Source organism: Nocardioides sp. JQ2195 (assembly GCF_012272695.1).
GTDB lineage: Bacteria > Actinomycetota > Actinomycetes > Propionibacteriales > Nocardioidaceae > Nocardioides.
In genome coordinates, this window is sequence record NZ_CP050902.1 from 726,159 (window position 1) to 750,870 (window position 24,712).

The following is a 24,712-nucleotide window of genomic DNA, read 5'->3' on the forward strand; positions in this document are numbered from 1 at the left end:
ACTCGCGTGCGGTCTGCAGTCACGGAGTGTCGGTGGCCCGCGATCGTCCGTGGTGGCACCACCGGTGACCTCCCGCGGGACCGGGCTTCAGCAGGCCTCGCCCCGGACCGTCCTCGGCCGCGGGGCCGCCGGGGGCTGCGGGGGTCGGCGCAGGGGGCCGCCGCGCACGATGATCACCAGGGCCGCCCAGGCTGCGAGGATGCCGAACCCGACGCCGAGCCCGAGCTGCGGGATGAGCGGCATCGCGATGCCCACGAATCCTCCGATCACCCAGGCCAGCTGGAGCGTGGTGTCCGAGCGGGCGAATGCCGAGGTCTGCACGCGGTCGTGCACGTGTGTCTGGATGGTCGAGTCGAGCGAGAGCTTGGACAGGGACTGGGCGAGTCCGGCGGTGAGCCCGAGGGCAGCGAGCGGGATCAACCCGTAGAACAGTGCGGCCACCAGCGCCATCGCAGCGTCGGCGAGCAGGGCGACCACGACCGTGACCGCGGGGTTGACCTTCTTCAGGACGGAGCCGAGGAAGATCCCCAGGGTGTTGCCGATGCCCGCGGCACCGATCACCACCCCGAGGAGCAGCTCGGGCCTGTCCTCCCACCCGTCGATGGGGTTCTCGCGGAGCAGGAACGCCATGAACATGGTCAGGAACCCGGACAGGAAGCGAGGCCCGCAGTTCGCGCGCAGGGCGAAGGCCACGGGGGCTGGGATGCGCACGTTGGGTCGTTGTGGGTTGGCAGCAGCCGAGGGGCCCGGCATCAGCTCGAGACGCACCTCGCCGGCCGACGAGTCGACCTTGCGTGGCAGGAGGATGGCCAGGATGGTGGCCCCGACGAAGACCAGGAAGCCGTAGCGCAGCGACCACTCCGGGCCGAAGGTCGCCGCCAGGCCTGCCAGGGGCGCAGAGACGCCGGCGCCCACCACCCCGGCCAGCCCGATGCGGGCGTTGGCCTTGACCAACGTGACTCCCTCGGGCACCAGGCGCGGTGCCGCAGCGGCCTTGGTGATTCCGTAGGCCTTCGACGAGACGAGGACGCCCAGGGCGGCCGGGAAGAGCCACGTCGACTCGGTGACCACGGCGGCGGCGAGCACCCAGCACAGGAAGGCCCGGATCGCCATCGTGCTGCCGATGGCCCACCGCCGCCCGTGGCTGAAGCGGTCGAGGAACGGACCGATCAACGGGGCGACGATCGCGAACGGGAGCATCGTCATGGCCAGGAACAGGGCCACCTGGCCGCGGGCCTCGCCAGTGGGCACCTGGAAGAACAGGGTGCCGGCCAGCGAGATCGCCACGGCGGTGTCGCCCGCGGCGTTGAAGGCGTGGAGCTCGATCAGGCGGAAGAGGCCGGAGTCGCCGGCCCCCTGTGCGTGGGAGGCCCGGCGAGCCACCCGGAAGGTGGCCCTGCTGGCCTTCGCGGTGCCTCTGGCCATCGCGCGCGCTGCCAGACCCGTCCCCTTGGCGACCCGCACCGCGTTCTCGCCGGCGCTGCGGTGCGGGCCGGCGTTCGGGTCGTCGGCCGGCGCCTCCTGGCCGTGTGGGCCCCAGGATCTGGTCGAGCGATCGTCGCGCGAGGCGTCCCACTCGGAGTCGCGGGGATCTCCCTGGGGGGAACCTTCAGGTGGCCGCGTGCTCATGCGTCCATCCTGCCCGTTGCTGACCCGGTCATTCGCGCCGATCCCCTCGTGTCGTCTCGCAGATCACCACCCGGCAAGACAATACGTGGCCGGATGGGACACAATCACGCACGTGTCTGTGACTTCTCGAACCAAGACCGACAGCGTGCTCGTCGACGCCGTCGACGCGGCCCGTGCCGCGCTGGCTGCTGACGTCGACGCCGCGGCCATCGGTGACCACCTCGGTCACGACGTCGAGGGCGAGCGCGTGGTCAGCCACTACTTCGACTGCCGGTTGCCCGGTTATCGGGGTTGGCGTTGGTCGGTGACCGTCACCCGCGCGTCCCGTCAGAAGGTCGCCACGGTCGACGAGATCGTGCTGATCCCCGGCGCCGACGCGATCACCGCCCCCGAGTGGGTTCCCTACCGCGACCGGATCCAGCCCGGTGACATGTCTGCCGGTGACCTGCTCCCCGTCGAGGACGACGACGTACGCCTCGTGCCGACGTACCTCGTGGGCGACGACGCCATCGACCCGCTCAGCCAGCAGGACCAGGCCCAGATCCGCCAGGTGGCCGACGACCTCGGCCTCGGGAGGGTCCGCACGCTGTCGGTGGAGGGCCTCGACCAGGCCGCCGAGCGTTGGTACGCCGGCGACGGCGGCCCGGAGAGCCCGCTCGCCCAGTCGGCGCCGGCCTCCTGCCACTCGTGCGGCTTCCTGCTGCGAATCGCAGGGTCGCTCTCGGGCACCTTCGGCGTCTGCGCCAACGGCAACGCCAACGACGACGGCCGTGTGGTCGCGTTCTCCCACGGGTGCGGCGCCCACTCCGAGGTGCAGCTCTCGAAGAAGCAGCAGCCGGTGCCGCTGCCGGACCACGTCATCGACACCGTCTCCACCGACGACCTCGAGGACTTCTGAGGACCCGTCGGTCAGGGGAGGGGCGGGTCGACCCGGCCGCCAGCGCGGCGTGAGTGCCGCCGCCGTCGGCAGAACTCGAGCCCGAAGAGGCCCAGGCCGAAGCCGGCCATGCAGGTCCACAGCCACCAGAGGTGGCCGTTGTCCGCCAGCTGGCCGTAGAAGGGCAGCAGTGCGATGAAGCCCAGCAACCAGAGCCCGGTGCCGACCTCGAGGGTGCGTACGCCGTCCACGTCGAGTGGCTCGACCGGCGCGACGATGTAGGTGCGCCGGCCGATCTCGTGCGTCTGGGGCTTGTCCTCGGGCTCCACAGGACGAAACCTAGTCCACCCGATGACCGGGGCGTGAACGACCCGGGTGACCGCGGGGTTGACGATCTGCGAGCATTCGCTGCGTGAACTCTTCTGCAAAGGCCCGGTCGGCCAAGGGAATCGACGGCTTCTTCAAGATCTCGGAACGCGGCTCGACGGTCGGACAGGAACTGCGCGGCGGTCTCGTCACGTTCCTGACGATGGCCTACATCGTCGTGCTCAACCCGTTGATCCTCGGCTACGTGCCCGACTCGACCGGTCACTACCTGGGGGGCGGCACGACCGAGGGATCCGGCGTTGCGGCGATCGCGGCCGGGACGGCGCTCATCGCTGGACTGCTCACCATCCTGATGGGCGCGGTCGCCAACTTCCCGTTGGCACTGGCCACCGGGTTGGGACTCAACGTCTTCGTCGCCAACGCCATCGCCCGCCAGTCGACGTGGGCCGACGCGATGGGACTGGTCGTGCTCGAGGGCATCGTGATCCTCGTGCTGGTGCTCACCGGCTTCCGGACGGCGGTCTTCCACGCGGTGCCGCAACAGCTGAAGGTGGCGATCTCGGTCGGCATCGGGTTGTTCATCACCATCGTCGGCCTGGTCGACGCCCGGTTCGTGACACGCATCCCCAACGAGTTCGGCACGACGGTCCCGGTGCAGCTCGGCCCCGACGGACACCTGCTCGGCTGGCCGGTGCTGGTGTTCATCATCGGCGTGCTCCTGATGATTGCGTTGTGGGTGCGCAAGGTCCGAGGCGCGATCCTGATCGGCATCGCGGTCACCGCGGTGTTGGCCGTCGTGGTCGAGGCGATCGGAGACCTGGGCACTGTGCAGCCCGACGGCAGCAACCCCAACGGCTGGGCGCTGAGTGCCCCCACCCTGGACGGCTCGATCTTCGAGGCGCCCGACTTCGCCACGCTCGGTGAGTTCAACCTGTTCGGTGCCTTCGACACGGTCGAGGGTGGATTCCTCGCTGCCGTGCTCCTGATCTTCACGCTGATGCTCGCGGACTTCTTCGACACCATGGGCACGATGACCGCCATCGGTGCCGAGGCTGGGCTCAACGACACGGAGGGCATCCCGCCCAACGCCCAGCGGATCCTGATCGTCGACTCGGTGGCCGCCATTGCCGGTGGCGCCGGCGGAGTCTCGTCGAACACCTCCTACATCGAGTCGGCATCCGGTGTGGGGGAGGGCGCCCGCACCGGGCTCGCCTCCGTGGTCACCGGCCTGCTGTTCCTGGTCGCCATGTTCCTCACCCCCGTCGTGAAGGCGATCCCGTCCGAGGCCGCCGTGCCGGCGCTGGTGCTGGTCGGGTTCCTGATGATGCAGCAGCTGACCGACATCGACTGGAGGGAACCCGAGATCGCGATCCCGGCGTTCCTCACGATCGTGCTGATGCCGTTCACCTACTCGATCAGCGTCGGCATCGGTGCCGGGTTCATCGCCTTCGTGCTGATCAAGCTGGTGGTCGGGAAGGTGCGCGACGTGCACCCGCTGATGTGGCTCGTCGCCGCGCTCTTCGTCGTCTACTTCGCCTACACCCCGATCAGCTCCTGGGTCGGCTGATCACCCCCGGTGCCGGGGACGGCACGCGGGGACAGGCCTGAGTGCAGTCGGCACGAGGTGACGCAGAACCCGTCACCTCGTGCCGACTCGGCGTTGGCGGGACCACGGCCGGCGGCTTCGCCGTTTTGCTTAGCAAGGGTAATGAACTATGCTAAGAACATGCCCTCCGTCGAGATCGCCGCGCGAACCAGTGCGGGACTTGCCTCCGAGCTGCGCGTGTCCGTCATGCGGCTGCGGCGGCGGCTGGCCTCGGAACGTCACCCCGACAACGAGCTGAGCATCGCCACGATGGCGGTCCTCGGTTGCCTCAACCGCCACGGCGACAGCACGGTGGGTGAGCTCGCGAGGCGTGAGCGTGTCCAGCCGCCGTCCATGACCCGCACCGTCAACGGCCTGGTCGACGGCGGCTACGCGACTCGCCGGCCGCATGAGACCGACGGTCGCCAGGTCGTGGTCGCGCTGACCGACAAGGGCCGCGAGACGTTGCGCGCCGACCGGGCCCGTCGTGACGCGTGGCTCTCGCGGCGGCTCGCCGAGCTGACCGCAGATGAGCGCGCCGCACTCCGTGCCGCCGCCCCGATCATCCAACGCCTCGCAGAGGGGGACTGACCCACCCGTTGAGCCCCACATTCCGCTCGCTGCACAACCCCAACTACCGGCGGTACGCCGCCGGCAGCCTCGTGTCGAACACCGGCACCTGGATGCAGCGCATCGCCCAGGACTGGCTGGTCCTGGCACTGACCGGCAGCGGCACCGCCCTCGGCATCACCACCGGCCTCCAGTTCCTGCCGGTCCTCCTGCTCTCCCCGTACGCCGGCGTGGTCGCCGACCGCTTCTCGAAGCGGCGCCTCCTCCAGCTCACGCAGCTCGCGATGGGCCTGTCCTCCCTGCTGCTCGGCCTGATCACCGTCCTGGGCGTGGTCGAGGTCTGGCACGTCTACGCGATCGCCCTCGTCTTCGGGATCGCCTCGGCGTTCGACGCCCCCGCACGTCAGTCGTTCGTCTCGGAGATGGTCGACCCCGGGGACGTGTCGAACGCTGTCGGGCTCAACTCCGCCACCTTCAACATGGCCCGCATCATGGGCCCGGGGCTCGCAGGCCTGATGATCGGCGCCCTCGGGGGCGGCGCCGCGGCCACCGGCTGGGTGATCCTGATCAACGCCGCCTCCTACGTCGCGGTCATCTGGCAGCTCGAGAAGATGGACCCCGAGCTGCTGCACAGCCCCAAGCGCGTGGCGCGTACGCCGGGGATGCTGCGCGAGGGGGTCCGCTACGTCAGCGGCCAGCCCAAGATGGTGATGATCCTGATCATCGTGTTCTTCGCCGGCACCTTCGGGATGAACTTCCAGATCACCTCGGCCCTGATGGCCACCGAGGTCTACGGCAAGGGCGCCGGCGAGTTCGGCCTGCTCGGCTCCACCATGGCGATCGGCTCGCTGACCGGAGCCTTGATGGCGGCGCGTCGGGTGCGGATCCGGATGCGTCTCCTGGTCTTCGCTGGGCTCGGCTTCGGTGTGGCCGAGATCGTCGCCGGCCTGCTCCCGACGTACGTCGCGTTCGCGCTCTTCAGCCCGGCCATCGGGTTCTTCGTGCTGACCCTGCTGAACTCGGCGAACGCGATCATGCAGCTCGAGTCCGACCCGCAGCTGCGGGGCAGGGTGATGGCGCTCTACATGACCATCGTGATGGGCGGTACGCCGATCGGGTCGCCCATCATCGGATGGGTGGGGGAGACGTTCGGGGCCCGCTGGACACTGGTGCTCGGGGGGCTGCTCACGATGGCCGGAGTGGGCCTCGCGGTCCTGGTGTTCTGGCGCATGCAACGGGCCCGATCTGTCATTTTGACCCCCGTTGGGGCACCGGGTAACGTGTTCCCTCGTGTCTGGGACAACCGGTCCGTTGTGCGTGCTCGAAAGTAGCTCACCTGCAGATCAGGTCGACACGCCCGAGCTCGGGGGTGGCGTCAACACACGGTTTGCCTGCACCATCCGGACACGAACGCCCACCTCGGGCGGCAGCACACATCGTGCTCGACAAGGCGTCGAGCTCTGAGAGACAAAACGAAGGGGAACCACCAAGGTGCCCACCATTCAGCAGTTGGTCCGCAAGGGCCGTCAGGACAAGGCGTCCAAGAACGCGACGCCTGCCCTCAAGGGTTCGCCCCAGCGACGCGGTGTCTGCACCCGCGTCTACACCACCACCCCGAAGAAGCCGAACTCCGCTCTCCGCAAGGTCGCCCGTGTGCGCCTGTCGAGTGGCGTCGAGGTCACCGCCTACATCCCGGGTGTCGGTCACAACCTTCAGGAGCACAGCATCGTGCTCGTCCGCGGCGGTCGTGTGAAGGACCTCCCCGGTGTTCGCTACAAGATCATTCGCGGCTCGCTCGACACCCAGGGTGTCAAGAACCGCAAGCAGGCCCGCAGCCGCTACGGCGCCAAGAAGGAGAAGTAATGCCTCGCAAGGGTCCCGCTCCCAAGCGCCCGATCGACGTCGACCCGGTCTTCGGATCGCCCGTCGTCTCCCAGCTCGTCAGCAAGGTTCTTGTCGACGGCAAGAAGCAGGTCGCCCAGCGCATCGTCTACACCGCGCTCGAGGGTTGCCAGGAGAAGACCGGCACCGACCCGGTCGTCACGCTCAAGCGTGCGCTCGACAACGTCAAGCCGGCCATCGAGGTCAAGTCCCGCCGTGTCGGTGGCGCGACCTACCAGGTCCCGGTCGAGGTCAAGGGCACCCGCGGCAACACGCTCGCGCTGCGCTGGCTGGTCGGATACGCCAAGGACCGTCGCGAGAAGACGATGTCCGAGCGGCTGATGAACGAGATCCTCGACGCGAGCAACGGCCTCGGTGCCGCTGTGAAGAAGCGCGAGGACACTCACAAGATGGCCGAGTCCAACAAGGCCTTCGCTCACTACCGCTGGTGACCCGGGCCCACAAGCCCGTCATCGCGACCAACTCTTCACGAGGGGACATCACTTAAGTGGCTGTCGACATCACCACGGACCTCAATGTGGTCCGCAACATCGGCATCATGGCGCACATCGATGCTGGCAAGACCACCACCACCGAGCGCATCCTGTTCTACACCGGCATCAACTACAAGATCGGCGACACCCACGAGGGTTCGGCGACGATGGACTGGATGGAGCAGGAGCAGGAGCGCGGCATCACGATCACGTCTGCCGCGACGACCTGCTGGTGGAAGGACCACCAGATCAACATCATCGACACCCCGGGTCACGTCGACTTCACCGCCGAGGTCGAGCGCTCGCTGCGCGTCCTCGACGGTGCCGTTGCCGTGTTCGACGGTGTGGCCGGCGTCGAGCCGCAGACGATGACCGTCTGGCGCCAGGCGAACAAGTACTCCGTGCCCCGCATGTGCTTCGTCAACAAGATGGACCGCACCGGCGCCGACTTCTTCAACTGCGTCGACATGATGGTCGACCGCCTCAACTCGACCCCGCTGGTCCTGCAGATCCCGATCGGTGCCGAGGGCGACTTCCTCGGTGTCATCGACCTGGTCGGCATGCGCGCGCTCACCTGGCGCGGCGAGACCAAGATCGGTGAGGACTACGAGATCGAGGAGATCCCCGCCGAGCTGGCCGACCAGGCCAACGAGTGGCGCGTGAAGCTCCTCGAGACGCTCTCCGAGGCCGACGACGAGATCATGGAGAAGTACCTCGAGGAGGGCGACTTCACCGTCGAGGAGCTCGAGGCGGCCATCCGTCGCGCGACGCTCGCCGACAAGCTCAACCCGGTGCTGCTCGGCACCGCGTTCAAGAACAAGGGCGTCCAGCCCCTGCTCGACGCGGTCGTCAAGTACCTCCCCTCGCCGCTCGACATCGACGGCATCCAGGGCCACGCGGCCAACAACGAGGAAGAGGTCATCGTCCGGAAGCCTTCGGACGACGAGCCGTTCTCCGGGCTGGCCTACAAGATCGCCTCCGACCCGCACCTGGGCAAGCTGATCTACGTCCGTGTCTACTCCGGCAAGCTGGAGGCCGGCTCGACCGTGCTCAACTCGGTCAACGGCCGCAAGGAGCGCGTCGGCAAGGTCTACCAGATGCACGCCAACAAGCGCGAGGAGATCGCGTCGGTGGGTGCTGGCCAGATCGTCGCCGTGATGGGCCTGAAGGACACCAAGACCGGTCACACGCTGTCGGACACCGCGAACCCCGTGGTCCTCGAGTCGATGACGTTCCCGGCCCCGGTGATCGAGGTCGCCATCGAGCCGAAGACGAAGTCCGACCAGGAGAAGCTGGGCACCGCGATCCAGCGCCTCTCCGACGAGGACCCCACCTTCACGGTCAAGACCGACGAGGAGACCGGCCAGACCATCATCGCCGGCATGGGCGAGCTCCACCTGGAGATCCTCGTGGACCGCATGCGTCGCGAGTTCCGGGTCGAGGCAACCGTCGGCAAGCCGCAGGTCGCCTACCGCGAGACCATCCGCAAGGACGTCACGAACCACAGCTACACCCACAAGAAGCAGACCGGTGGTTCGGGTCAGTTCGCCAAGGTCGTCATCTCGCTCGGCCCCAACATCGACCCGGAGACCGGCACGGGTGCCGGCTACGAGTTCGTCAACAACGTCTCCGGTGGCCGCGTGCCGCGCGAGTACATCCCGTCGGTTGACCAGGGTGGCCAGGCGGCGATGGAGTTCGGCGTCCTCGCCGGTTACCCCATGGTCGACGTGAAGTTCACCCTCGAGGACGGCGCCTACCACGACGTCGACTCGTCCGAGCTGGCGTTCAAGCTGGCCGGGAACCAAGCGTTCAAGGAAGCCGCTCGCATGGCGAAGCCGGTCCTCCTCGAGCCCATGTTCGCGGTCGAGGTGACCACCCCTGACGGCTTCCTCGGAACTGTCATCGGTGACATCAACTCGCGTCGCGGCCAGATCCAGGCACAGGAGGAGCGTCACGGCGACATGGTCGTCAACGCCCTCGTGCCGCTCTCCGAGATGTTCGGGTACGTTGGCGACCTGAGGTCCAAGACCTCAGGGCAGGCGTCGTACTCGATGGAGTTCGACTCGTACGCCGAGGTTCCCACGAACGTCGCCGACGAGATCATCAAGAAGGTTCGCGGCGAGTGACCCTCGTCCGGATCCTCGGCACAGCACCACCCACATTTACGAGTCAAGAAACAAACAACCCAGGAGGAGCCCACAGTGGCTAAGGCGAAGTTCGAGCGGACCAAGCCGCACATCAACATCGGCACCATCGGTCACATCGACCACGGTAAGACGACGCTGACGGCGGCCATCACCAAGGTGATGCACGACAAGTTCCCGGACCTGAACGAGGCTTCGGCCTTCGACATGATCGACAAGGCGCCCGAAGAGCGCCAGCGCGGCATCACGATCTCGATCTCGCACGTCGAGTACCAGACCGAGGCCCGCCACTACGCGCACGTCGACTGCCCCGGTCACGCGGACTACATCAAGAACATGATCACCGGTGCGGCCCAGATGGACGGTGCGATCCTCGTGGTTGCCGCCACCGACGGTCCGATGCCGCAGACCCGCGAGCACGTGCTGCTCGCGCGCCAGGTCGGCGTGCCGGCCCTGGTCGTCGCGCTCAACAAGTGCGACATGGTCGACGACGAGGAGCTCATCGAGCTCGTCGAGATGGAGGTGCGCGAGCTCCTCTCCGAGTACGAGTTCCCGGGCGACGACATCCCCGTGGTTCGGGTTGCTGCCTTCCCGGCCCTCGAGGGTGACGCCAAGTGGGGCGACTCGATCGCCGAGCTCATGCAGGCCGTGGACGACTACATCCCCACGCCCGAGCGTGAGACCGACAAGCCCTTCCTCATGCCCGTCGAGGACGTCTTCACGATCACCGGTCGTGGAACCGTCATCACCGGTCGCATCGAGCGCGGCATCATCAAGGTGAACGAGGAAGTCGAGATCATCGGCATCCGCGAGACCGCCCAGAAGAGCACCGTCACCGGTGTCGAGATGTTCCGCAAGCTGCTCGACGAGGGCCAGGCCGGCGAGAACGTCGGTCTCCTGCTCCGTGGCACCAAGCGCGAGGACATCGAGCGCGGCATGGTCGTCATCAAGCCGGGCACCACGACCCCGCACACCAACTTCGAGGCCTCGGTCTACATCCTCTCGAAGGAGGAGGGCGGCCGTCACACGCCGTTCTTCAACAACTACCGTCCGCAGTTCTACTTCCGCACCACGGACGTGACGGGCGTTGTGACGCTCCCCGAGGGCACCGAGATGGTCATGCCCGGTGACAACACCGAGATGGTCGTCGAGCTGATCCAGCCCATCGCCATGGACGAGGGTCTGCGCTTCGCCATCCGCGAGGGTGGCCGCACGGTCGGCGCCGGTCGCGTCACCAAGATCACCAAGTGATCTAGCTGCACCTCAGAACGGCCCCGGCTCCCGCAAGGGAGTCGGGGCCGTTCGCCTTTGTGGAGGCCGGTCCCCGGTGCGGTTCGCGCGGAGGCTGATGGGTCACAATCGTCGGGTGCCCCGATTCAGCCGTGCGGAACTCGAGTCGTTCCGTGGTGCCGAGGTCCCCGACCTGATCGGTCCCGGCCTGCGACTGCTGTTCGTCGGGATCAACCCGGGTCTGTGGACCGCGGCGACCCAGACCCACTTCGCGCATCCCGGGAACCGGTTCTACCCCGCCCTGCACGCGGCCGGGGTGACGTCCGCGCCGATCGATCCCTCAGCCGGGATGAGCACGGAGGACCGCGTGGCGATGGTCGAGCGCGGTCTCGGCATCACGAACCTGGTGCGCCGGGCCACGGCCCGGGCCGACGAGCTGGACCGGGATGAGCTGAGGAGGGGCGCCGAACGCCTGGTCGACCTCGTGGGCCGTCACCGGCCGGCCGTGGTGGCCGTCGCCGGCATCACGGCCTACCGTGCCGCCTTCGCGGTGCCGAGGGCCGTTGCGGGGCGGCAACCGGAAGACCTGGCCGGTGCCACGCTCTGGGTGGTGCCGAACCCCAGTGGCCTCAACGCCCACGAGACCGTGGACACACTGGCGCTGGCGTACGCCGAACCGGCACGCGCGGCCGGACTCCTGGGCGGATAGGCTCGCCCGACCATGAACGAATCGCGCCCAGCCCGCCCACACCACAAGCTGACCGAGGACGGTCGCCGGATGCGCGAGGTGCTGACCTACTCGCGTCGGGGGAGCCGGTTCACCGACAAGCAACAGCGGGCCTGGGACGCGTACGCGGACCGTTACGTCATCGCGGACGACGCAGTCGACCAGCCGGGGTTCTCGCTCGCCGGCGAGTTCACCCAGGACCAGCCCCTGATCGTCGAGATCGGTTGCGGCGTGGGGGAGGCCACCTCCGCGCTGGCCACCACGCGCCCGACGTCCAACATCGTGGGACTCGAGGTCTGGCGCCCCGGCGTCGCCGACACGATCGGCCGGCTGGGAGCGCTGGACCTCGGCAACGTGCGGATGTGCAGCGTCGACGCGGTCTGGTCGATGGAGCACCTGGTCGCCCCCGGGCAGCTCGCCGAGCTCTGGACCTTCTTCCCCGACCCCTGGCACAAGAAGCGCCACCACAAGCGGCGCCTGGTCAACCCCGAGTTCGCCGCACTCGTGGCGAGCCGTCTGGCCGTTGGGGGAGTGTGGCGCCTGGCCACGGACTGGGCCGAGTACGCCGAGCAGATGGTCGCGGTGCTTGATGGCGAACCGGCGCTGACGGGAGGCGTCGTGCCGCGGTGGGACGAGCGACCGATGACCCGCTTCGAACGGCGCGGCCTCGCCGAGGGGCGCGAGCCGACGGACCTGCTCTACCGCCGCGTGTGACCGCGTAGCCATGTGACCGCGAGCGTGGGGACGCCGACGAATCGCTGCCGCGGGGCCGTTCGTGGTCTACTCGGGGCCTTGACATCATGGCTCCGAGCCTCTCCGACGGACCGACCGGTGTGTTGTGCGGAGCACAACCCAATCGATTTGGTAAGTCGGGGTCGCGTCTGCCAAGATAGTCAGGTTGCTCCGGCGGGTTGCCGGGGTGCGACCAAACTTGACTACTGAATCGCGTCTCCAGTTCGTGAATCGGTGGTTGGCGTGCGGCCGCACCGATGAGGAGACCCGATCAGCTCGACGAACCCGTCGGGCGCCACCAGCAGAACCGCAGGATCCGAAGCCCCCAGGGGCTCAGGAACAAGGCACAGTTGCGCAAAGCCAGCGCGACACGCCCGACCGCGGGGGTCGGTGGAGCAAGGGCGGAACGGACCCACCCGGGACCGTGTCGTGACAGAAGTTTGGTGAGTGGGACTGCACGCGGTACCCATACCGGTACTACAGACAAGGACGAGAGAGACCTATGGCGGGACAGAAGATCCGCATCAGGCTCAAGGCCTATGACCACGAGGTGATCGACACCTCGGCGCGGAAGATCGTGGACACCGTGACCCGTACGGGCGCGAAGGTGGCCGGCCCGGTGCCGTTGCCGACCGAGAAGAACGTCTACTGCGTCATTCGCTCGCCGCACAAGTACAAGGATTCCCGCGAGCACTTCGAGATGCGCACCCACAAGCGCCTCATCGACATCATTGACCCCACGCCGAAGACGGTCGACTCGCTCATGCGACTCGACCTGCCTGCGGGCGTCGACATCGAGATCAAGCTCTGAGGTCGCGAGTCATGACTATTGAACACAACATCAAGGGCCTTCTGGGCACCAAGCTGGGCATGACCCAGACCTGGGACGAGAACAACAAGATCGTCCCCGTCACCGTGATCCAGGCGTCGACCAACGTCGTCACCCAGGTCCGCCAGCCCGAGACCGATGGCTACAACGCCATCCAGCTCGGCTTCGGCGAGATCGAGGGACGCAAGGTCACCAAGCCGTCCGCGGGCCACTTCGAGAAGGCCGGCGTCACGCCGCGTCGTCACGTCGTGGAGATCCGCACCGCTGACGCCGCGTCGTACTCCGTCGGCCAGGAGATCAGCCCCGAGCTGTTCGCCGCCGGCGAGGAGATCGACGTCACCGGCACCAGCAAGGGCAAGGGCTTCGCCGGTGTCATGAAGCGCCACGGCTTCCACGGTGTCTCTGCCTCCCACGGTGCCCACCGCAACCACCGCAAGCCCGGCTCGATCGGCGCCTGCGCCACCCCGGGTCGTGTCTTCAAGGGCATGCGCATGTCCGGCCGGATGGGTGGCGACACGATCACCACCCAGAACGTCACGGTCCACGCCGTCGACGCCGAGAAGGGCCTCGTCCTGCTCAAGGGCGCCGTTCCCGGCCCCAAGGGCGGACTCGTCGTCCTGCGCTCGGCCGTGAAGAAGGAGGGCTCCAAGTGAGCGCCAACGCCAATGTCAAGGTCGTCAGCGTCGATCTGCCCGCTGAGATCTTCGACGTCCAGGTCAGCGTTCCGCTGATGCACCAGGTCGTCGTCGCCCAGCAGGCCGCCGCTCGTCAGGGCACGCACGCCACCAAGACCCGCGCCGACGTGCGCGGTGGTGGCCGCAAGCCCTACAAGCAGAAGGGCACCGGTCGCGCCCGCCAGGGCTCGACCCGCGCGCCCCAGTTCGCCGGCGGTGGCATCGTCCACGGCCCGCAGCCGCGTGACTACGACCAGCGGACGCCCAAGAAGATGAAGGCTGCCGCGCTCAAGGGTGCGCTGACCGACCGCGCGACCAACGGCCGCGTGCACGTCGTCGAGGCGCTGGTCTCGGGTGAGAAGCCCTCGACCCGCGACGCGATCGCCGCGCTGGCCTCGCTCAGCGACCGCGCTCGCTTCCTGGTCGTGCTCGAGCGGAGCGACAGTCTCACCTGGCTCTCGCTGCGCAACGCCCCCGAGGTCCACATCCTCGCGGTCGACCAGCTGAACACCTACGACGTGCTCCTCTCGGACGACGTGGTCTTCACCAAGGGCGCCTTCGACGCCCTGGTGGCTGGCACGCCCAAGGGCAAGTCGGTCAAGGCTGTCGCCGCTGAGTCCGAGACCGTCGAGGCCCCGGCCGAGGTCACGTCGTTCGCCGCTGTCGCCGACGCCGACCACGCTGGCGGTGCGCAGCCGCTGGAGAACGGCGAGGCGCCCGAGGGCTACGAGGTCAAGGGCAACAAGGACTCGATGAAGTTCCACGCCCCCGGTGGCCGCTGGTACGACGCCACGGTGGCCGAGGTCTGGTTCAAGACTGCCGCTGACGCCGAGGCCGCTGGCTTCGTCGAGGCCGGCAAGAAGGCCGCTGCCACTGAGGAGGACGACAAGTGAGCACCCTGCACAAGGACCACCGCGACATCCTGATCGCACCGGTCGTGTCCGAGAAGAGCTACGCCCTCCTCGACGCCAACAAGTACACCTTCATCGTGCGTCCCGACGCCAACAAGACCGAGATCAAGATCGCGGTCGAGAAGGTGTTCAACGTCAAGGTGACGTCGGTCAACACGATCAACCGCCAGGGCAAGACGCGTCGTACCCGCTTCGGCATGGGCAAGCGCGCCGACACCAAGCGCGCCATCGTCAGCCTCGCTGAGGGCCACCGCATCGACATCTTCGGAGGACCGGTCTCCTGACCGGCGCCTTTCTAGCAGAGGACTGAGAGAGAATGGCTATCCGCAAGTACAAGCCGACCACGCCGGGCCGTCGTGGCTCGTCCGTGGCCGACTTCGTCGAGATCACCCGGACCACGCCGGAGAAGTCGCTGACCCGCCCGCTGCCCAAGAAGGGCGGCCGCAACAACCAGGGACGCATCACCACGCGTCACCAGGGTGGCGGTCACAAGCGTGCCTACCGCGTCATCGACTTCCGTCGCTACGACAAGGACGGCGTGCCGGCCACGGTCGCTCACATCGAGTACGACCCCAACCGCACCGCGCGCATCGCGCTCCTGCACTACGCCGACGGCGAGAAGCGCTACATCATCGCGCCGCGCAGCCTGGAGCAGGGCACGGTCATCGAGGCCGGTCCCAATGCCGACATCAAGGCGGGCAACAACCTGCCGCTGCGCAACATCCCCGTCGGTACGACCATCCACTGTGTCGAGCTTCGCCCCGGCGGCGGCGCCAAGATCGCTCGTTCCGCGGGCATCTCGGCCCAGCTGGTCGCCAAGGAGGGCTCGCGCGCCACGCTGCGCATGCCGTCCGGCGAGATGCGTTTCGTCGACGTGCGCTGCCGCGCCACCATCGGTGAGGTCGGCAACGCCGAGCAGTCGAACATCAACTGGGGCAAGGCCGGCCGCATGCGCTGGAAGGGCAAGCGCCCGACCGTCCGCGGTGTCGTCATGAACCCGGTCGACCACCCGCACGGTGGTGGTGAGGGCAAGACGTCCGGTGGACGTCACCCCGTGTCCCCCTGGGGCAAGCCCGAGGGCCGCACTCGCAAGAGCAAGGCCTCCGACTCCCAGATCATCCGTCGTCGCAAGTCCGGCAAGGGTAGGAAGTAACCGACATGCCACGCAGCCTGAAGAAGGGCCCCTTCATCGACGACCACCTTCAGAAGAAGGTGGACGCCGAGAACGAGAAGGGCAGCCACAACGTCATCAAGACCTGGTCGCGCCGGTCGATGATTGTGCCCGACATGATCGGCCACACCATTGCCGTGCACGACGGCCGCAAGCACGTTCCCGTGTTCGTCACCGACTCCATGGTCGGTCACAAGCTCGGTGAATTTGCCCCGACCCGCACCTACCGCGGGCACGTGAAGGAAGACCGGAAGGGACGTCGTCGATGAGTGTCACAGAGCGCAAGCGCACCAGCGCCCGCCGCGAGTCGCTGCTCGGAGACCAGTCCGGAGCCTTCGCGAGCGCCCGCTTCGTGCGGATCACCCCGATGAAGGCCCGCCGTGTCGTCGACATGGTTCGTGGGCTTCCCGTCGAGGATGCCCTCGCACTGCTGCAGTTCGCCCCGCAGGCGGCTGCCGAGACCGTGTTCAAGATCCTCGAGAGCGCCGTCGCCAACGCCGAGACCACCGAGGGGCTGGACGCCGGTTCCCTGGTCGTGTCGGTCGCGATGGTCGACGAGGGTCCCACGATGAAGCGCTGGCGCCCGCGTGCGCAGGGCCGGGCCACCCGGATCAACAAGCGCACCAGCCACATCACCCTTGCTGTCCAGCCGGCGGACGTCGTCGCTGAGCAGAAGAACGTGAAGAAGGGACGGACTGCCTGATGGGGCAGAAAATCAACCCGAACGGCTTCCGCCTCGGCATCTCGACGGACCACAGGTCCCGTTGGTACGCCGACAAGCTGTACAAGTCGTACGTCGGCGAGGATGTCGCCATCCGCAAGCTGCTCTCCAAGGGCATGGAGCGGGCCGGCATCGCCAAGGTCGAGATCGAGCGCACCCGTGACCGCGTCCGTGTGGACATCCACACGGCCCGTCCGGGCATCGTGATCGGTCGCCGTGGCGCCGAGGCCGACCGCATCCGCGGCGAGCTCGAGAAGCTCACCGGCAAGCAGGTCCAGCTGAACATCCTCGAGGTCAAGAACCCCGAGATCGATGCTCAGCTCGTCGCCCAGGGAGTTGCCGAGCAGCTCTCCGGTCGTGTCCAGTTCCGTCGTGCCATGCGCAAGGCGATCCAGACCTCCATGCGCTCCGGCGCCAAGGGCATCCGGATCCAGTGCTCGGGCCGGCTGAACGGCGCGGAGATGTCTCGCACCGAGTTCTACCGCGAGGGTCGCGTGCCGCTGCACACCCTGCGTGCCGACATCGACTACGGCTTCTACGAGGCCCGCACCACCTTCGGTCGCATCGGCGTGAAGGTGTGGATCTACAAGGGCGAGGTCGCCGGCACCCGTGCCGAGCGCGAAGCCCAGGCTGCTGCCCGTGCCGGTGCCCCCGGCCGTGGTGGCCGTGGCGGCCGCGGTGGCGAGCGTCCGGGCCGCGGCTCGCGAGGCGACCGCCCCAACCGCTCGGACCGTTCGGCCAAGGCCGACGCGCCCGCTGTCGAGGCGACCGCAGCTCCCGCTGCCGAAACGACCACTGCTACCACTGGGGAGGCCTGAGCCATGTTGATGCCCCGTCGTGTCAAGCACCGCAAGCAGCACCACCCCAAGCGGACCGGTGCGGCCAAGGGTGGCACCCGTCTCAACTTCGGTGACTACGGTCTCCAGGCGGTCGAAGGCTCCTACGTGACCAACCGTCAGATCGAGTCGGCACGTATTGCCATGACTCGTCACATGAAGCGTGGCGGAAAGGTCTGGATCAACATCTACCCGGACCGCCCCCTGACCAAGAAGCCTGCCGAGACCCGCATGGGTTCCGGTAAGGGTTCCCCGGAGTGGTGGGTCGCCAACGTGAAGGCCGGCCGCGTCATGTTCGAACTCTCCGGCGTGGATGAGGTGACCGCTCGCGAGGCCATGCGCCTGGCGATGCACAAGCTCCCCATGAAGTGCCGGTTCATCTCGCGTGAGGCTGGTGAATTCTGATGAGCACCGCATTTGAACTCGACGACCTGTCGGTCGACGACCTCGAGGCCAAGCTTCGGGAGGCCAAGGAGGAGCTGTTCAACCTCCGGTTCCAGGCGGCCACCGGCCAGCTGGACAGCCACGGCCGGCTTCGCCTGGTCAAGAAGGACATTGCCCGGATCTACACCGTGGTGCGTGAGCGCGAGCTCGGCATCCGCCAGGTCCCGGGTGCCAGCAATGAGGCCGAGAAGGATGGTGGCGCCGCATGAGCGACCAGACCGCAGTTGACGCAGAGCGCAAGAGCCGCAAGGTTCGTGAGGGCCTTGTGATCGGCGACAAGATGGACAAGACCGTTGTGGTCAGCGTCGAGGACCGTGTCAAGCACGCCCTCTACGGCAAGGTCATGCGCCGCAGCAGCAAGCTGAAGGTCCACGACGAGCAGAACGAGTGCGGCGTCGGCGACCGGGTCCTCATCATGGAGACCCGTCCGCTGTCGGCCACCAAGCGTTGGCGCCTGATCGAGATCCTCGAGAAGGCCAAGTGACCCCGGGCCGGGTCCAGCGCCCGGCCCCACCACGTTTCGAAATATCAGTTCGGCAAGGCTCACGCCCCGTAGGTCTCGGGATGGGCGATGAGAACCGGCACGACATTCAGGAGAAAACCCGATGATCCAGCAGGAGTCGCGACTCAAGGTCGCCGACAACACCGGTGCGAAGGAGATCCTTTGCATCCGTGTTCTCGGTGGATCTGGCCGGCGCTACGCCGGTATCGGCGACGTCATCGTTGCCACCGTCAAGGACGCGATCCCCGGTGGCAACGTCAAGAAGGGCGACGTCGTCAAGGCCGTTATCGTGCGCACCGTGAAGGAGCGCCGTCGTCAGGACGGTTCCTACATCAAGTTCGACGAGAACGCAGCAGTGATCCTCAAGACGGACGGTGAGCCGCGCGGAACCCGCATCTTCGGCCCCGTCGGTCGCGAGCTGCGCGAGAAGAAGTTCATGAAGATCATCTCGCTTGCGCCGGAGGTGCTGTGATGAGCAAGTCGCTGAACATCAAGAAGGGCGACACCGTCAAGGTGATCGCGGGCAAGGACAAGGGCGCCGAGGGCAAGGTCATCCAGGTGCTCCGCACCCAGGACCGTGTCATCGTCGAAGGCGTCAACCGCGTCAAGAAGCACGAGAAGGTCGTCAACCAGGGCAGTGGCAACACCGGTGGCATCGTGACCACCGAGGCCCCGATCCACGTGTCCAACGTGATGCTGGTCGAGGGTGACGGCGTCACCCGCGTCGGCTTCCGCCGTGACGAGGTCAGCAAGCGCCGTTCCGACGGCTCGACCTACACCGCTCAGCGCAGCGTTCGCGTCTCGCGCAAGACCGGTAAGGAAATCTGAGATGACTGAGACCCAGAACACCGCTCCGCGCTTCAAGACCCGCTACCGCGAGGAGATCCTTCCCGCGCTGCAGTCCGAGTTCGACATCAAGAACGTCATGCAGGTGCCCGGCCTGACCAAGATCGTGGTCAACATGGGTGTCGGCGAGGCGGCTCGCGACTCGAAGCTGATCGAGGGCGCGATCCGCGACCTCACCGCGATCACCGGCCAGAAGCCCCAGGTGACCAAGGCCCGCAAGTCCATCGCCCAGTTCAAGCTGCGCGAGGGCATGCCGATCGGTGCCCACGTCACGCTGCGTGGCGACCGCATGTGGGAGTTCCTCGACCGCCTGCTGTCGATCGCGCTGCCCCGCATCCGCGACTTCCGTGGCCTCAACGGCAACCAGTTCGACGGACGCGGCAACTACACCTTCGGTCTGACCGAGCAGGTCATGTTCCACGAGATCGACCAGGACAAGATCGACCGGTCGCGCGGCATGGACATCACCGTGGTGACCACCGCGACCAACGACGACGAGGGTCGTGCGCTGCTCAAGCAGCTCGGATTCCCCTTCAAGGAGGGCAACTGACATGGCGAAGACCGCACTCAAGGTGAAGGCCGCTCGCAAGCCGAAGTTCGCTGTGCGTGGCTACACCCGCTGCCAGCGCTGTGGCCGGCCCAAGGCCGTCTACCGCAAGTTCGGCCTCTGCCGGATCTGCCTGCGGGAGATGGCGCACCGGGGCGAGCTGCCCGGCGTCACCAAGTCCTCCTGGTAATGCCCCCGGTCGACTGCTCCGGAACACCGGGGTCCAGCCGGCCACCGAACACAAAACGATCGCTGAAGGTCGCTCCCGAGACGCGGGAACGAAACCACGGTGGAGAAAGGGCCATTCGGCCATGACGATGACTGACCCGATCGCAGACATGTTGACTCGTCTGCGCAACGCCAACCAGGCGTTCCACGACTCGGTTGCGATGCCGTACAGCAAGCTCAAGGCGGGCGTCGCCGAGATCCTCCAGCAGGAGGGCTACATCACCTCCTTCGAGGTGAAGGACAACGTGAACGACGCCGGCGAGCCGGAGGTCGGCAAGACGCTGACCATCACGCTCAAGTTCGGCCGCAACCGCGAGCGCTCCATTGCAGGCGTTCGCCGCATCAGCAAGCCCGGTCTCCGGGTCTACGCCAAGCACACGGGTCTCCCGAAGGTGCTCGGCGGCCTGGGCGTCGCGATCATCTCGACCAGCCAGGGCCTGCTGACCGACCGTCAGGCGAACCAGAAGGGCGTGGGTGGGGAAGTCCTCGCCTACGTCTGGTAGTCGGACCCGAGACCAAGGAAAGGTAGAGGAACAAGCATGTCGCGCATTGGCAAGCTCCCCATCACGGTCCCCTCGGGTGTCGACGTCCAGATCGACCAGCGCCTCGTTACGGTCAAGGGCCCCAAGGGCACCCTGAGCCACAACGTTGCCGCCCCGATCACCGTCGAGCGCGGTGAGGACGGCGTACTCCAGGTGAACCGCCCCGACGACGAGCGTGAGAGCCGCTCGCTGCACGGGCTCACCCGCACCCTGATCAACAACATGGTCACCGGTGTCACCCAGGGCTACGAGAAGAAGCTCGAGATCGTCGGCGTGGGTTACCGCGTCCTGTCGAAGGGCCCCACCCAGTTGGAGTTCCAGCTCGGGTACTCCCACTCGATCACGTTCAACGCTCCCGAGGGCATCACGTTCACCGTCGAGGGCCCGACGAAGCTCGGCGTCGTCGGCATCGACAAGCAGTTGGTCGGCGAGGTTGCAGCCAACATCCGCAAGTTGCGCAAGCCGGAGCCCTACAAGGGCAAGGGCGTTCGCTACTCGGGTGAGCACATCCGCCGCAAGGTCGGAAAGGCTGGTAAGTGATCATGGCGATCTCACTGAAGCACAACAGGCACACCTCGGCCCGGACTGCGTCGCGCCTGCGTCGTCAGATCCGTGGACGCAAGAAGCTGAACGGCACCGCGGAGCGTCCGCGCCTCGTCGTGACGCGCTCCACCAAGCACATCAGCGCCCAGGTCGTCGACGACCTGGTCGGGAGGACCCTCGTGTCTGCCTCGACCATGGAGAACGACCTGCGCGGTTTCGAAGGCGACAAGACTGCCAAGGCGAAGAAGGTCGGCGAGCTCGTTGCCGAGCGCGCCAAGGCAGCTGGCGTCGAGGGCGTGGTCTTCGACCGCGCCGGCAACCGTTACCACGGCCGAATCGCGGCCCTTGCTGATGGCGCCCGCGAGGGCGGCCTGACGTTCTGATCGCAAAGACAAGCAAGAAAGAGAAGAGGTAATTCTCATGAGCGGACCCCAGCGCGGACAGCGCGCCGGTGGTGAGCGCCAGGGCGGTGGCCGTGGTCGCGACGGTCGTGGCGGCCAGCAGGCCGACAAGACCGCGTACATCGAGCGCGTCGTTGCGATCAACCGTGTCGCCAAGGTCGTGAAGGGTGGACGTCGCTTCAGCTTCACCGCCCTCGTGGTCGTCGGTGACGGCGAAGGCATGGTTGGTGTCGGTTACGGCAAGGCCAAGGAAGTTCCCGCGGCCATCGCCAAGGGTGTCGAGGAGGCCAAGAAGAACTTCTTCCGGGTTCCTCGCGTCCAGGGCACCATCCCGCACCCGGTCCAGGGCGAGAAGGCGGCTGGCGTCGTCATGCTTCGTCCGGCCGCGCCCGGTACCGGTGTGATCGCCGGTGGCCCGGTGCGTGCGGTGCTCGAAGCCGCCGGCATCCACGACGTCCTGAGCAAGTCCCTCGGTTCCTCGAACCAGATCAACATCGTGCACGCGACCGTCGAGGCGCTGCGGATGCTGGAAGAGCCCGAGGCAGTGGCCTCGCGTCGCGGGCTCACCGTGGAGCAGGTGGCCCCGGCCGCCCTGCTCAAGGCACGTGCGGAGGTGACCTCCTGATGTCACAGCTCAAGGTCGAGCAGAAGAAGTCCACGATCGGCTGCAAGGCCAACCAGCGCAACACCCTGCGCTCGCTGGGCCTCAAGCGCATCGGCGACGTGGTCGTGAAGGAGGACCGTCCCGAGATCCGCGGGATGGTCCAGACCGTCCGTCACCTCGTGACGGTTGAGGAAGTGAACTGACATGACGCTCAAGCTGCACCACTTGCGTCCGGCCCCCGGTGCCAAGACCGCCAAGACCCGCGTCGGTCGTGGTGAGGGTTCCAAGGGCAAGACTGCCGGTCGCGGTACCAAGGGCACCAAGGCGCGCTACCAGGTTCCGGTTGCCTTCGAGGGTGGCCAGATGCCGCTGCACATGCGCCTCCCGAAGCTCAAGGGCTTCAAGAACCCGTTCAAGGTCGAGTTCCAGGTCGTGAACCTGGACCGTCTGGGCGCGCTGTTCCCCGAGGGTGGCACCGTCACCGTCGAGGACCTCGTCGCCAAGGGCGCCGCCCGCGACGGTCACCCGGTGAAGGTCCTCGGACAGGGCGAGATCTCCGTGGCGGTGCAGGTGAGCGCGAACGCGTTCTCCGGCGCTGCCAAGCAGAAGATCGAAGCCGCCGGCGGCACCGTAACGGTGCTCTGATCGGACTTCAGTAGAACATGGCGAGGGGCCCGGATTCGTCCGGCGCCCCTCGCCCTGTCTCACCCGACGACTCCATTTGAGACCCTGTTAGGCTTCCCCGAGTTCTCGCCCGGCCGCTCCGGCCGGCGTGCGGCCCCAGCTTGAGAAAGAGGATCACGTGCTAGGCGCGTTCGCCAACGCTTTCCGGACACCGGATCTGCGACGCAAGTTGCTGTTCGTCCTGGGGATCATCGTGATCTTCCGGCTCGGATCGTCCTTCCCGACCCCCGGGGTCAACACCGCCAACGTCGAGACCTGCATCAACCTGGTCGAGAGCAACACGGTCTACAACCTGATCAACCTGTTCTCCGGTGGCGCGCTGCTGAAGCTGGCGGTCTTCGCGCTCGGGATCATGCCCTACATCACCGCCTCCATCATCCTGCAGCTGCTCGTCGTGGTCATCCCACGGCTCGAAGCGCTGAAGAAGGAAGGCCAGGCGGGCCAGACCAAGATCACCCAGTACACGCGCTACCTGACGCTCGGGCTCGCGCTGCTCCAGGCCACCGGCATCGTCGCGCTGGCCCGCTCCGGCCAGCTGCTCCAGGGCTGCGAGCTCGACCTGCTGCACAGCAACAGCACGTCCACGTTCATGGTCATGGTCATCACGATGACCGCCGGCACCGCCGTGATCATGTGGCTCGGTGAGCTGATCACCGAGCGTGGCATCGGCAACGGCATGTCGATCCTGATCTTCACCCAGGTGGTCGCGACGTTCCCCGGTTCGCTGTGGGGCGTGCAGAAGAGCCAGGGCTGGCTCACCTTCGGGATCGTGATGGTGGTCGGGCTCGTCCTGGTCGCCGCAGTCATCTTCATCGAGCAGGCCCAGCGCCGCATCCCCGTGCAGTACGCACGGCGCATGGTGGGGCGCAAGATGTTCGGCGGCAGCTCGACGTACATCCCCCTGAAGGTCAACCAGGCCGGCATCATCCCCGTCATCTTCGCCTCGTCGCTGATGTACCTCCCGGCGATGGCCGTGCAGTTCAACCAGAACCGCAACCCGCAGCCCGAGTGGCTCGGTTGGGTCAACAAGTACCTCGTCGACGGCAGCCACCCGCTCTACATGGCGATCTACTTCGCGCTCATCATCTTCTTCACCTACTTCTACGTCTCGATCACCTTCGACCCGAAGGAAGTCGCGGACAACATGAAGAAGTACGGCGGCTTCATCCCCGGGATCCGGGCTGGCAAGCCGACTGAGGACTACCTGTCCTACGTCCTGTCCCGGATCACCTTCCCGGGCGCGCTTTACCTCGGTCTCATCTCGCTGGTCCCACTGATCGCCTTCGCACTGATCAAGGCAGACCAGAACTTCCCGTTCGGCGGCACGTCCATCCTGATCATGGTCGGTGTTGCGCTCGACACGGTGAAGCAGATCGAGAGCCAGCTCCAGCAGCGCAACTATGAAGGATTCCTCCGCTGATGACCTCCAACCCACAGGGAAATCGCATCATCCTGATGGGCCCGCCCGGAGCGGGCAAGGGCACCCAGGCCAAGGTGATCGCCAACCACTTCGGGATCCCTGCGATCTCCACCGGTGACATCTTCCGTGCCAACGTGGCCGGGAAGACCGAGCTGGGCCTCGAAGCCCAGCGCTACATGGACGCCGGTGAGTACGTCCCCGACGAGATCACCAACGCGATGGTCCGTGACCGGCTCGCCAAGCCCGACGCCGAGCCCGGGTTCCTGCTCGACGGCTACCCGCGCACCCTGGCACAGGTCGAGGAGCTCGACGGGATGCTGGCCTCGGGGCAGCCGGTCAACGCCGTCGTGGTCCTGACCTGCGACAACGAGGAGCTGATCAGCCGCCTGCTGCAGCGTGCGCAGGTCGAGGGTCGCGCCGACGACACCGAAGAGGTGATCCGTCGCCGTCAGGAGGTCTACACCGAGCAGACCGCGCCGCTGATCGAGGTCTACTCCGGTCGCGGCCTGGTCATCGAGATCGACGGCATGGGCGAGATCGACGCGGTCACGCACCGGATCTTCGACGCTCTCGAGGCACAGGCGGTCTGATCCGTGCTCCACCGACCGGTCGT

The 24,712-nt window shown here is 67.0% G+C and carries 35 protein-coding genes; 33 read left to right on the plus strand and 2 right to left on the minus strand.

Features of this window, described 5'->3' with window-relative positions:
• Positions 1–87: 87 nt before the first annotated feature.
• Positions 88–1,629, minus strand: coding sequence for an MFS transporter (locus ncot_RS03385; protein WP_168616340.1), 1,542 nt, complete (start codon positions 1,627–1,629; stop codon positions 88–90).
• 103 nt (positions 1,630–1,732) lie between these two features.
• On the opposite strand from ncot_RS03385, the gene ncot_RS03390 reads away from it, so the two are divergent.
• Entirely contained in the window at positions 1,733–2,527 is a 795-nt protein-coding gene (locus tag ncot_RS03390; protein ID WP_168619145.1) for a DUF3027 domain-containing protein, read from the plus strand.
• Between the two features lie 11 nt (positions 2,528–2,538).
• Here the strand turns inward: ncot_RS03390 and ncot_RS03395 are convergent, their stop codons facing one another.
• On the minus strand, positions 2,539–2,835 hold the full coding sequence (locus ncot_RS03395; RefSeq protein WP_240938042.1) for a DUF2530 domain-containing protein: 297 nt from the start codon (positions 2,833–2,835) through the stop codon (positions 2,539–2,541).
• Between the two features lie 83 nt (positions 2,836–2,918).
• Between ncot_RS03395 and ncot_RS03400 the strand changes: the two genes are divergently transcribed.
• The 32 genes from ncot_RS03400 (at position 2,919) to ncot_RS03555 (ending at position 24,689) form a co-directional block, all read left to right on the plus strand.
• Positions 2,919–4,400, plus strand: a complete 1,482-nt coding sequence (locus ncot_RS03400; protein WP_168616341.1) for an NCS2 family permease — start codon at positions 2,919–2,921, stop codon at positions 4,398–4,400.
• 159 nt (positions 4,401–4,559) lie between these two features.
• Entirely contained in the window at positions 4,560–5,009 is a 450-nt protein-coding gene (locus ncot_RS03405) for a MarR family transcriptional regulator (RefSeq protein ID WP_240938043.1), read from the plus strand.
• An 8-nt stretch (positions 5,010–5,017) separates the two neighbouring features.
• Positions 5,018–6,319: an MFS transporter gene (locus tag ncot_RS03410; protein ID WP_168616343.1), complete on the plus strand. Its 1,302-nt coding sequence runs from the start codon at positions 5,018–5,020 to the stop codon at positions 6,317–6,319.
• Positions 6,320–6,479: 160 nt separating this feature from the next.
• Positions 6,480–6,851 (plus strand): 30S ribosomal protein S12, encoded by a 372-nt coding sequence (gene rpsL, locus ncot_RS03415; RefSeq protein ID WP_057323077.1) that lies wholly within the window; start codon positions 6,480–6,482, stop codon positions 6,849–6,851.
• Positions 6,851–7,321 carry a 30S ribosomal protein S7 gene (gene rpsG, locus ncot_RS03420; protein ID WP_057323076.1) on the plus strand — a complete coding sequence of 157 codons (471 nt, stop codon included), beginning with the start codon at positions 6,851–6,853 and terminating at the stop codon, positions 7,319–7,321. Before rpsL ends, rpsG begins: the two co-directional genes overlap by 1 nt.
• Positions 7,322–7,377: 56 nt before the next feature.
• A complete protein-coding gene (gene fusA, locus ncot_RS03425; RefSeq protein ID WP_168616344.1) occupies positions 7,378–9,489 on the plus strand; it encodes an elongation factor G in 2,112 nt (703 codons plus the stop codon).
• A 75-nt stretch (positions 9,490–9,564) separates the two neighbouring features.
• Positions 9,565–10,758, plus strand: a complete 1,194-nt coding sequence (gene tuf / locus ncot_RS03430) for an elongation factor Tu (protein WP_168616345.1) — start codon at positions 9,565–9,567, stop codon at positions 10,756–10,758.
• Positions 10,759–10,873: 115 nt separating this feature from the next.
• Positions 10,874–11,446, plus strand: coding sequence for a mismatch-specific DNA-glycosylase (locus ncot_RS03435; protein ID WP_206065128.1), 573 nt, complete (start codon positions 10,874–10,876; stop codon positions 11,444–11,446).
• A gap of 12 nt (positions 11,447–11,458) precedes the next feature.
• On the plus strand, positions 11,459–12,178 hold the full coding sequence (trmB, locus tag ncot_RS03440; protein WP_168616347.1) for a tRNA (guanosine(46)-N7)-methyltransferase TrmB: 720 nt from the start codon (positions 11,459–11,461) through the stop codon (positions 12,176–12,178).
• A 520-nt stretch (positions 12,179–12,698) separates the two neighbouring features.
• A complete protein-coding gene (gene rpsJ, locus ncot_RS03445; RefSeq protein WP_008360994.1) occupies positions 12,699–13,007 on the plus strand; it encodes a 30S ribosomal protein S10 in 309 nt (102 codons plus the stop codon).
• A gap of 11 nt (positions 13,008–13,018) precedes the next feature.
• Positions 13,019–13,678, plus strand: a complete 660-nt coding sequence (rplC, locus tag ncot_RS03450) for a 50S ribosomal protein L3 (RefSeq protein WP_168616348.1) — start codon at positions 13,019–13,021, stop codon at positions 13,676–13,678.
• On the plus strand, positions 13,675–14,592 hold the full coding sequence (gene rplD / locus ncot_RS03455) for a 50S ribosomal protein L4 (protein WP_168616349.1): 918 nt from the start codon (positions 13,675–13,677) through the stop codon (positions 14,590–14,592). The genes rplC and rplD overlap by 4 nt, the downstream gene beginning before the upstream one ends.
• Entirely contained in the window at positions 14,589–14,894 is a 306-nt protein-coding gene (gene rplW, locus ncot_RS03460; RefSeq protein ID WP_168616350.1) for a 50S ribosomal protein L23, read from the plus strand. The genes rplD and rplW overlap by 4 nt, the downstream gene beginning before the upstream one ends.
• A 32-nt stretch (positions 14,895–14,926) precedes the next feature.
• Positions 14,927–15,763 (plus strand): 50S ribosomal protein L2, encoded by an 837-nt coding sequence (gene rplB, locus ncot_RS03465; RefSeq protein WP_168616351.1) that lies wholly within the window; start codon positions 14,927–14,929, stop codon positions 15,761–15,763.
• Positions 15,764–15,768: 5 nt separating this feature from the next.
• Complete coding sequence (gene rpsS / locus ncot_RS03470; RefSeq protein ID WP_056599671.1) at positions 15,769–16,050, plus strand: 30S ribosomal protein S19; 282 nt, start codon at positions 15,769–15,771, stop codon at positions 16,048–16,050.
• Positions 16,047–16,484, plus strand: a complete 438-nt coding sequence (rplV, locus tag ncot_RS03475; RefSeq protein WP_168616352.1) for a 50S ribosomal protein L22 — start codon at positions 16,047–16,049, stop codon at positions 16,482–16,484. Before rpsS ends, rplV begins: the two co-directional genes overlap by 4 nt.
• A complete protein-coding gene (gene rpsC / locus ncot_RS03480) occupies positions 16,484–17,320 on the plus strand; it encodes a 30S ribosomal protein S3 (protein ID WP_168616353.1) in 837 nt (278 codons plus the stop codon). The genes rplV and rpsC overlap by 1 nt, the downstream gene beginning before the upstream one ends.
• Before the next feature lie 3 nt (positions 17,321–17,323).
• Positions 17,324–17,743 carry a 50S ribosomal protein L16 gene (gene rplP / locus ncot_RS03485; protein ID WP_168616354.1) on the plus strand — a complete coding sequence of 140 codons (420 nt, stop codon included), beginning with the start codon at positions 17,324–17,326 and terminating at the stop codon, positions 17,741–17,743.
• Entirely contained in the window at positions 17,743–17,991 is a 249-nt protein-coding gene (rpmC, locus tag ncot_RS03490) for a 50S ribosomal protein L29 (protein ID WP_057323064.1), read from the plus strand. The genes rplP and rpmC overlap by 1 nt, the downstream gene beginning before the upstream one ends.
• Positions 17,988–18,266 carry a 30S ribosomal protein S17 gene (gene rpsQ / locus ncot_RS03495; protein WP_168616355.1) on the plus strand — a complete coding sequence of 93 codons (279 nt, stop codon included), beginning with the start codon at positions 17,988–17,990 and terminating at the stop codon, positions 18,264–18,266. Before rpmC ends, rpsQ begins: the two co-directional genes overlap by 4 nt.
• A gap of 121 nt (positions 18,267–18,387) precedes the next feature.
• Entirely contained in the window at positions 18,388–18,756 is a 369-nt protein-coding gene (gene rplN, locus ncot_RS03500) for a 50S ribosomal protein L14 (protein WP_168616356.1), read from the plus strand.
• A complete protein-coding gene (gene rplX, locus ncot_RS03505; protein ID WP_240938044.1) occupies positions 18,756–19,112 on the plus strand; it encodes a 50S ribosomal protein L24 in 357 nt (118 codons plus the stop codon). The genes rplN and rplX overlap by 1 nt, the downstream gene beginning before the upstream one ends.
• A gap of 1 nt (position 19,113) precedes the next feature.
• Entirely contained in the window at positions 19,114–19,680 is a 567-nt protein-coding gene (gene rplE / locus ncot_RS03510) for a 50S ribosomal protein L5 (protein WP_168616357.1), read from the plus strand.
• A gap of 1 nt (position 19,681) precedes the next feature.
• A complete protein-coding gene (locus tag ncot_RS03515; RefSeq protein WP_011757321.1) occupies positions 19,682–19,867 on the plus strand; it encodes a type Z 30S ribosomal protein S14 in 186 nt (61 codons plus the stop codon).
• Between the two features lie 121 nt (positions 19,868–19,988).
• A complete protein-coding gene (gene rpsH / locus ncot_RS03520; RefSeq protein WP_057323059.1) occupies positions 19,989–20,408 on the plus strand; it encodes a 30S ribosomal protein S8 in 420 nt (139 codons plus the stop codon).
• A 36-nt stretch (positions 20,409–20,444) separates the two neighbouring features.
• The gene (rplF, locus tag ncot_RS03525) at positions 20,445–20,987 is read left to right on the plus strand and encodes a 50S ribosomal protein L6 (RefSeq protein WP_168616358.1); all 543 of its coding nucleotides are present in this window, start codon (positions 20,445–20,447) and stop codon (positions 20,985–20,987) included.
• A 2-nt stretch (positions 20,988–20,989) separates the two neighbouring features.
• Positions 20,990–21,373, plus strand: a complete 384-nt coding sequence (rplR, locus tag ncot_RS03530; protein WP_168616359.1) for a 50S ribosomal protein L18 — start codon at positions 20,990–20,992, stop codon at positions 21,371–21,373.
• A gap of 37 nt (positions 21,374–21,410) precedes the next feature.
• A complete protein-coding gene (gene rpsE / locus ncot_RS03535) occupies positions 21,411–22,016 on the plus strand; it encodes a 30S ribosomal protein S5 (protein ID WP_168616360.1) in 606 nt (201 codons plus the stop codon).
• Positions 22,016–22,198 (plus strand): 50S ribosomal protein L30, encoded by a 183-nt coding sequence (rpmD, locus tag ncot_RS03540; protein ID WP_168616361.1) that lies wholly within the window; start codon positions 22,016–22,018, stop codon positions 22,196–22,198. The genes rpsE and rpmD overlap by 1 nt, the downstream gene beginning before the upstream one ends.
• 1 nt (position 22,199) lies before the next feature.
• Positions 22,200–22,640 carry a 50S ribosomal protein L15 gene (gene rplO / locus ncot_RS03545; protein ID WP_168616362.1) on the plus strand — a complete coding sequence of 147 codons (441 nt, stop codon included), beginning with the start codon at positions 22,200–22,202 and terminating at the stop codon, positions 22,638–22,640.
• Positions 22,641–22,797: 157 nt separating this feature from the next.
• Positions 22,798–24,099, plus strand: coding sequence for a preprotein translocase subunit SecY (secY, locus tag ncot_RS03550; RefSeq protein WP_168616363.1), 1,302 nt, complete (start codon positions 22,798–22,800; stop codon positions 24,097–24,099).
• Positions 24,099–24,689: an adenylate kinase gene (locus tag ncot_RS03555; protein ID WP_168616364.1), complete on the plus strand. Its 591-nt coding sequence runs from the start codon at positions 24,099–24,101 to the stop codon at positions 24,687–24,689. Before secY ends, ncot_RS03555 begins: the two co-directional genes overlap by 1 nt.
• Positions 24,690–24,712 lie beyond the last annotated feature (23 nt).

Coding starts and splice junctions, on each gene's coding strand:
- rplO (WP_168616362.1), top strand. CDS start 22,200: ATGACGCTCAAGCTGCACCACTTGCGTCCGGCCCCCGGTGCCAAGACC.
- rpsJ (WP_008360994.1), top strand. CDS start 12,699: ATGGCGGGACAGAAGATCCGCATCAGGCTCAAGGCCTATGACCACGAG.
- rpsS (WP_056599671.1), top strand. CDS start 15,769: ATGCCACGCAGCCTGAAGAAGGGCCCCTTCATCGACGACCACCTTCAG.
- rpsG (WP_057323076.1), top strand. CDS start 6,851: ATGCCTCGCAAGGGTCCCGCTCCCAAGCGCCCGATCGACGTCGACCCG.
- trmB (WP_168616347.1), top strand. CDS start 11,459: ATGAACGAATCGCGCCCAGCCCGCCCACACCACAAGCTGACCGAGGAC.
- ncot_RS03555 (WP_168616364.1), top strand. CDS start 24,099: ATGACCTCCAACCCACAGGGAAATCGCATCATCCTGATGGGCCCGCCC.
- rpsQ (WP_168616355.1), top strand. CDS start 17,988: ATGAGCGACCAGACCGCAGTTGACGCAGAGCGCAAGAGCCGCAAGGTT.
- rpsH (WP_057323059.1), top strand. CDS start 19,989: ATGACGATGACTGACCCGATCGCAGACATGTTGACTCGTCTGCGCAAC.
- ncot_RS03405 (WP_240938043.1), top strand. CDS start 4,560: ATGCCCTCCGTCGAGATCGCCGCGCGAACCAGTGCGGGACTTGCCTCC.
- rplV (WP_168616352.1), top strand. CDS start 16,047: ATGAGTGTCACAGAGCGCAAGCGCACCAGCGCCCGCCGCGAGTCGCTG.
- rpsE (WP_168616360.1), top strand. CDS start 21,411: ATGAGCGGACCCCAGCGCGGACAGCGCGCCGGTGGTGAGCGCCAGGGC.
- rpsC (WP_168616353.1), top strand. CDS start 16,484: ATGGGGCAGAAAATCAACCCGAACGGCTTCCGCCTCGGCATCTCGACG.
- rplF (WP_168616358.1), top strand. CDS start 20,445: ATGTCGCGCATTGGCAAGCTCCCCATCACGGTCCCCTCGGGTGTCGAC.
- rpmD (WP_168616361.1), top strand. CDS start 22,016: ATGTCACAGCTCAAGGTCGAGCAGAAGAAGTCCACGATCGGCTGCAAG.
- rplX (WP_240938044.1), top strand. CDS start 18,756: ATGAGCAAGTCGCTGAACATCAAGAAGGGCGACACCGTCAAGGTGATC.
- rpmC (WP_057323064.1), top strand. CDS start 17,743: ATGAGCACCGCATTTGAACTCGACGACCTGTCGGTCGACGACCTCGAG.
- rplB (WP_168616351.1), top strand. CDS start 14,927: ATGGCTATCCGCAAGTACAAGCCGACCACGCCGGGCCGTCGTGGCTCG.
- rplE (WP_168616357.1), top strand. CDS start 19,114: ATGACTGAGACCCAGAACACCGCTCCGCGCTTCAAGACCCGCTACCGC.
- rplC (WP_168616348.1), top strand. CDS start 13,019: ATGACTATTGAACACAACATCAAGGGCCTTCTGGGCACCAAGCTGGGC.
- rplR (WP_168616359.1), top strand. CDS start 20,990: ATGGCGATCTCACTGAAGCACAACAGGCACACCTCGGCCCGGACTGCG.
- rplN (WP_168616356.1), top strand. CDS start 18,388: ATGATCCAGCAGGAGTCGCGACTCAAGGTCGCCGACAACACCGGTGCG.
- rplP (WP_168616354.1), top strand. CDS start 17,324: ATGTTGATGCCCCGTCGTGTCAAGCACCGCAAGCAGCACCACCCCAAG.
- ncot_RS03385 (WP_168616340.1), bottom strand. CDS start 1,629: ATGAGCACGCGGCCACCTGAAGGTTCCCCCCAGGGAGATCCCCGCGAC.
- ncot_RS03515 (WP_011757321.1), top strand. CDS start 19,682: ATGGCGAAGACCGCACTCAAGGTGAAGGCCGCTCGCAAGCCGAAGTTC.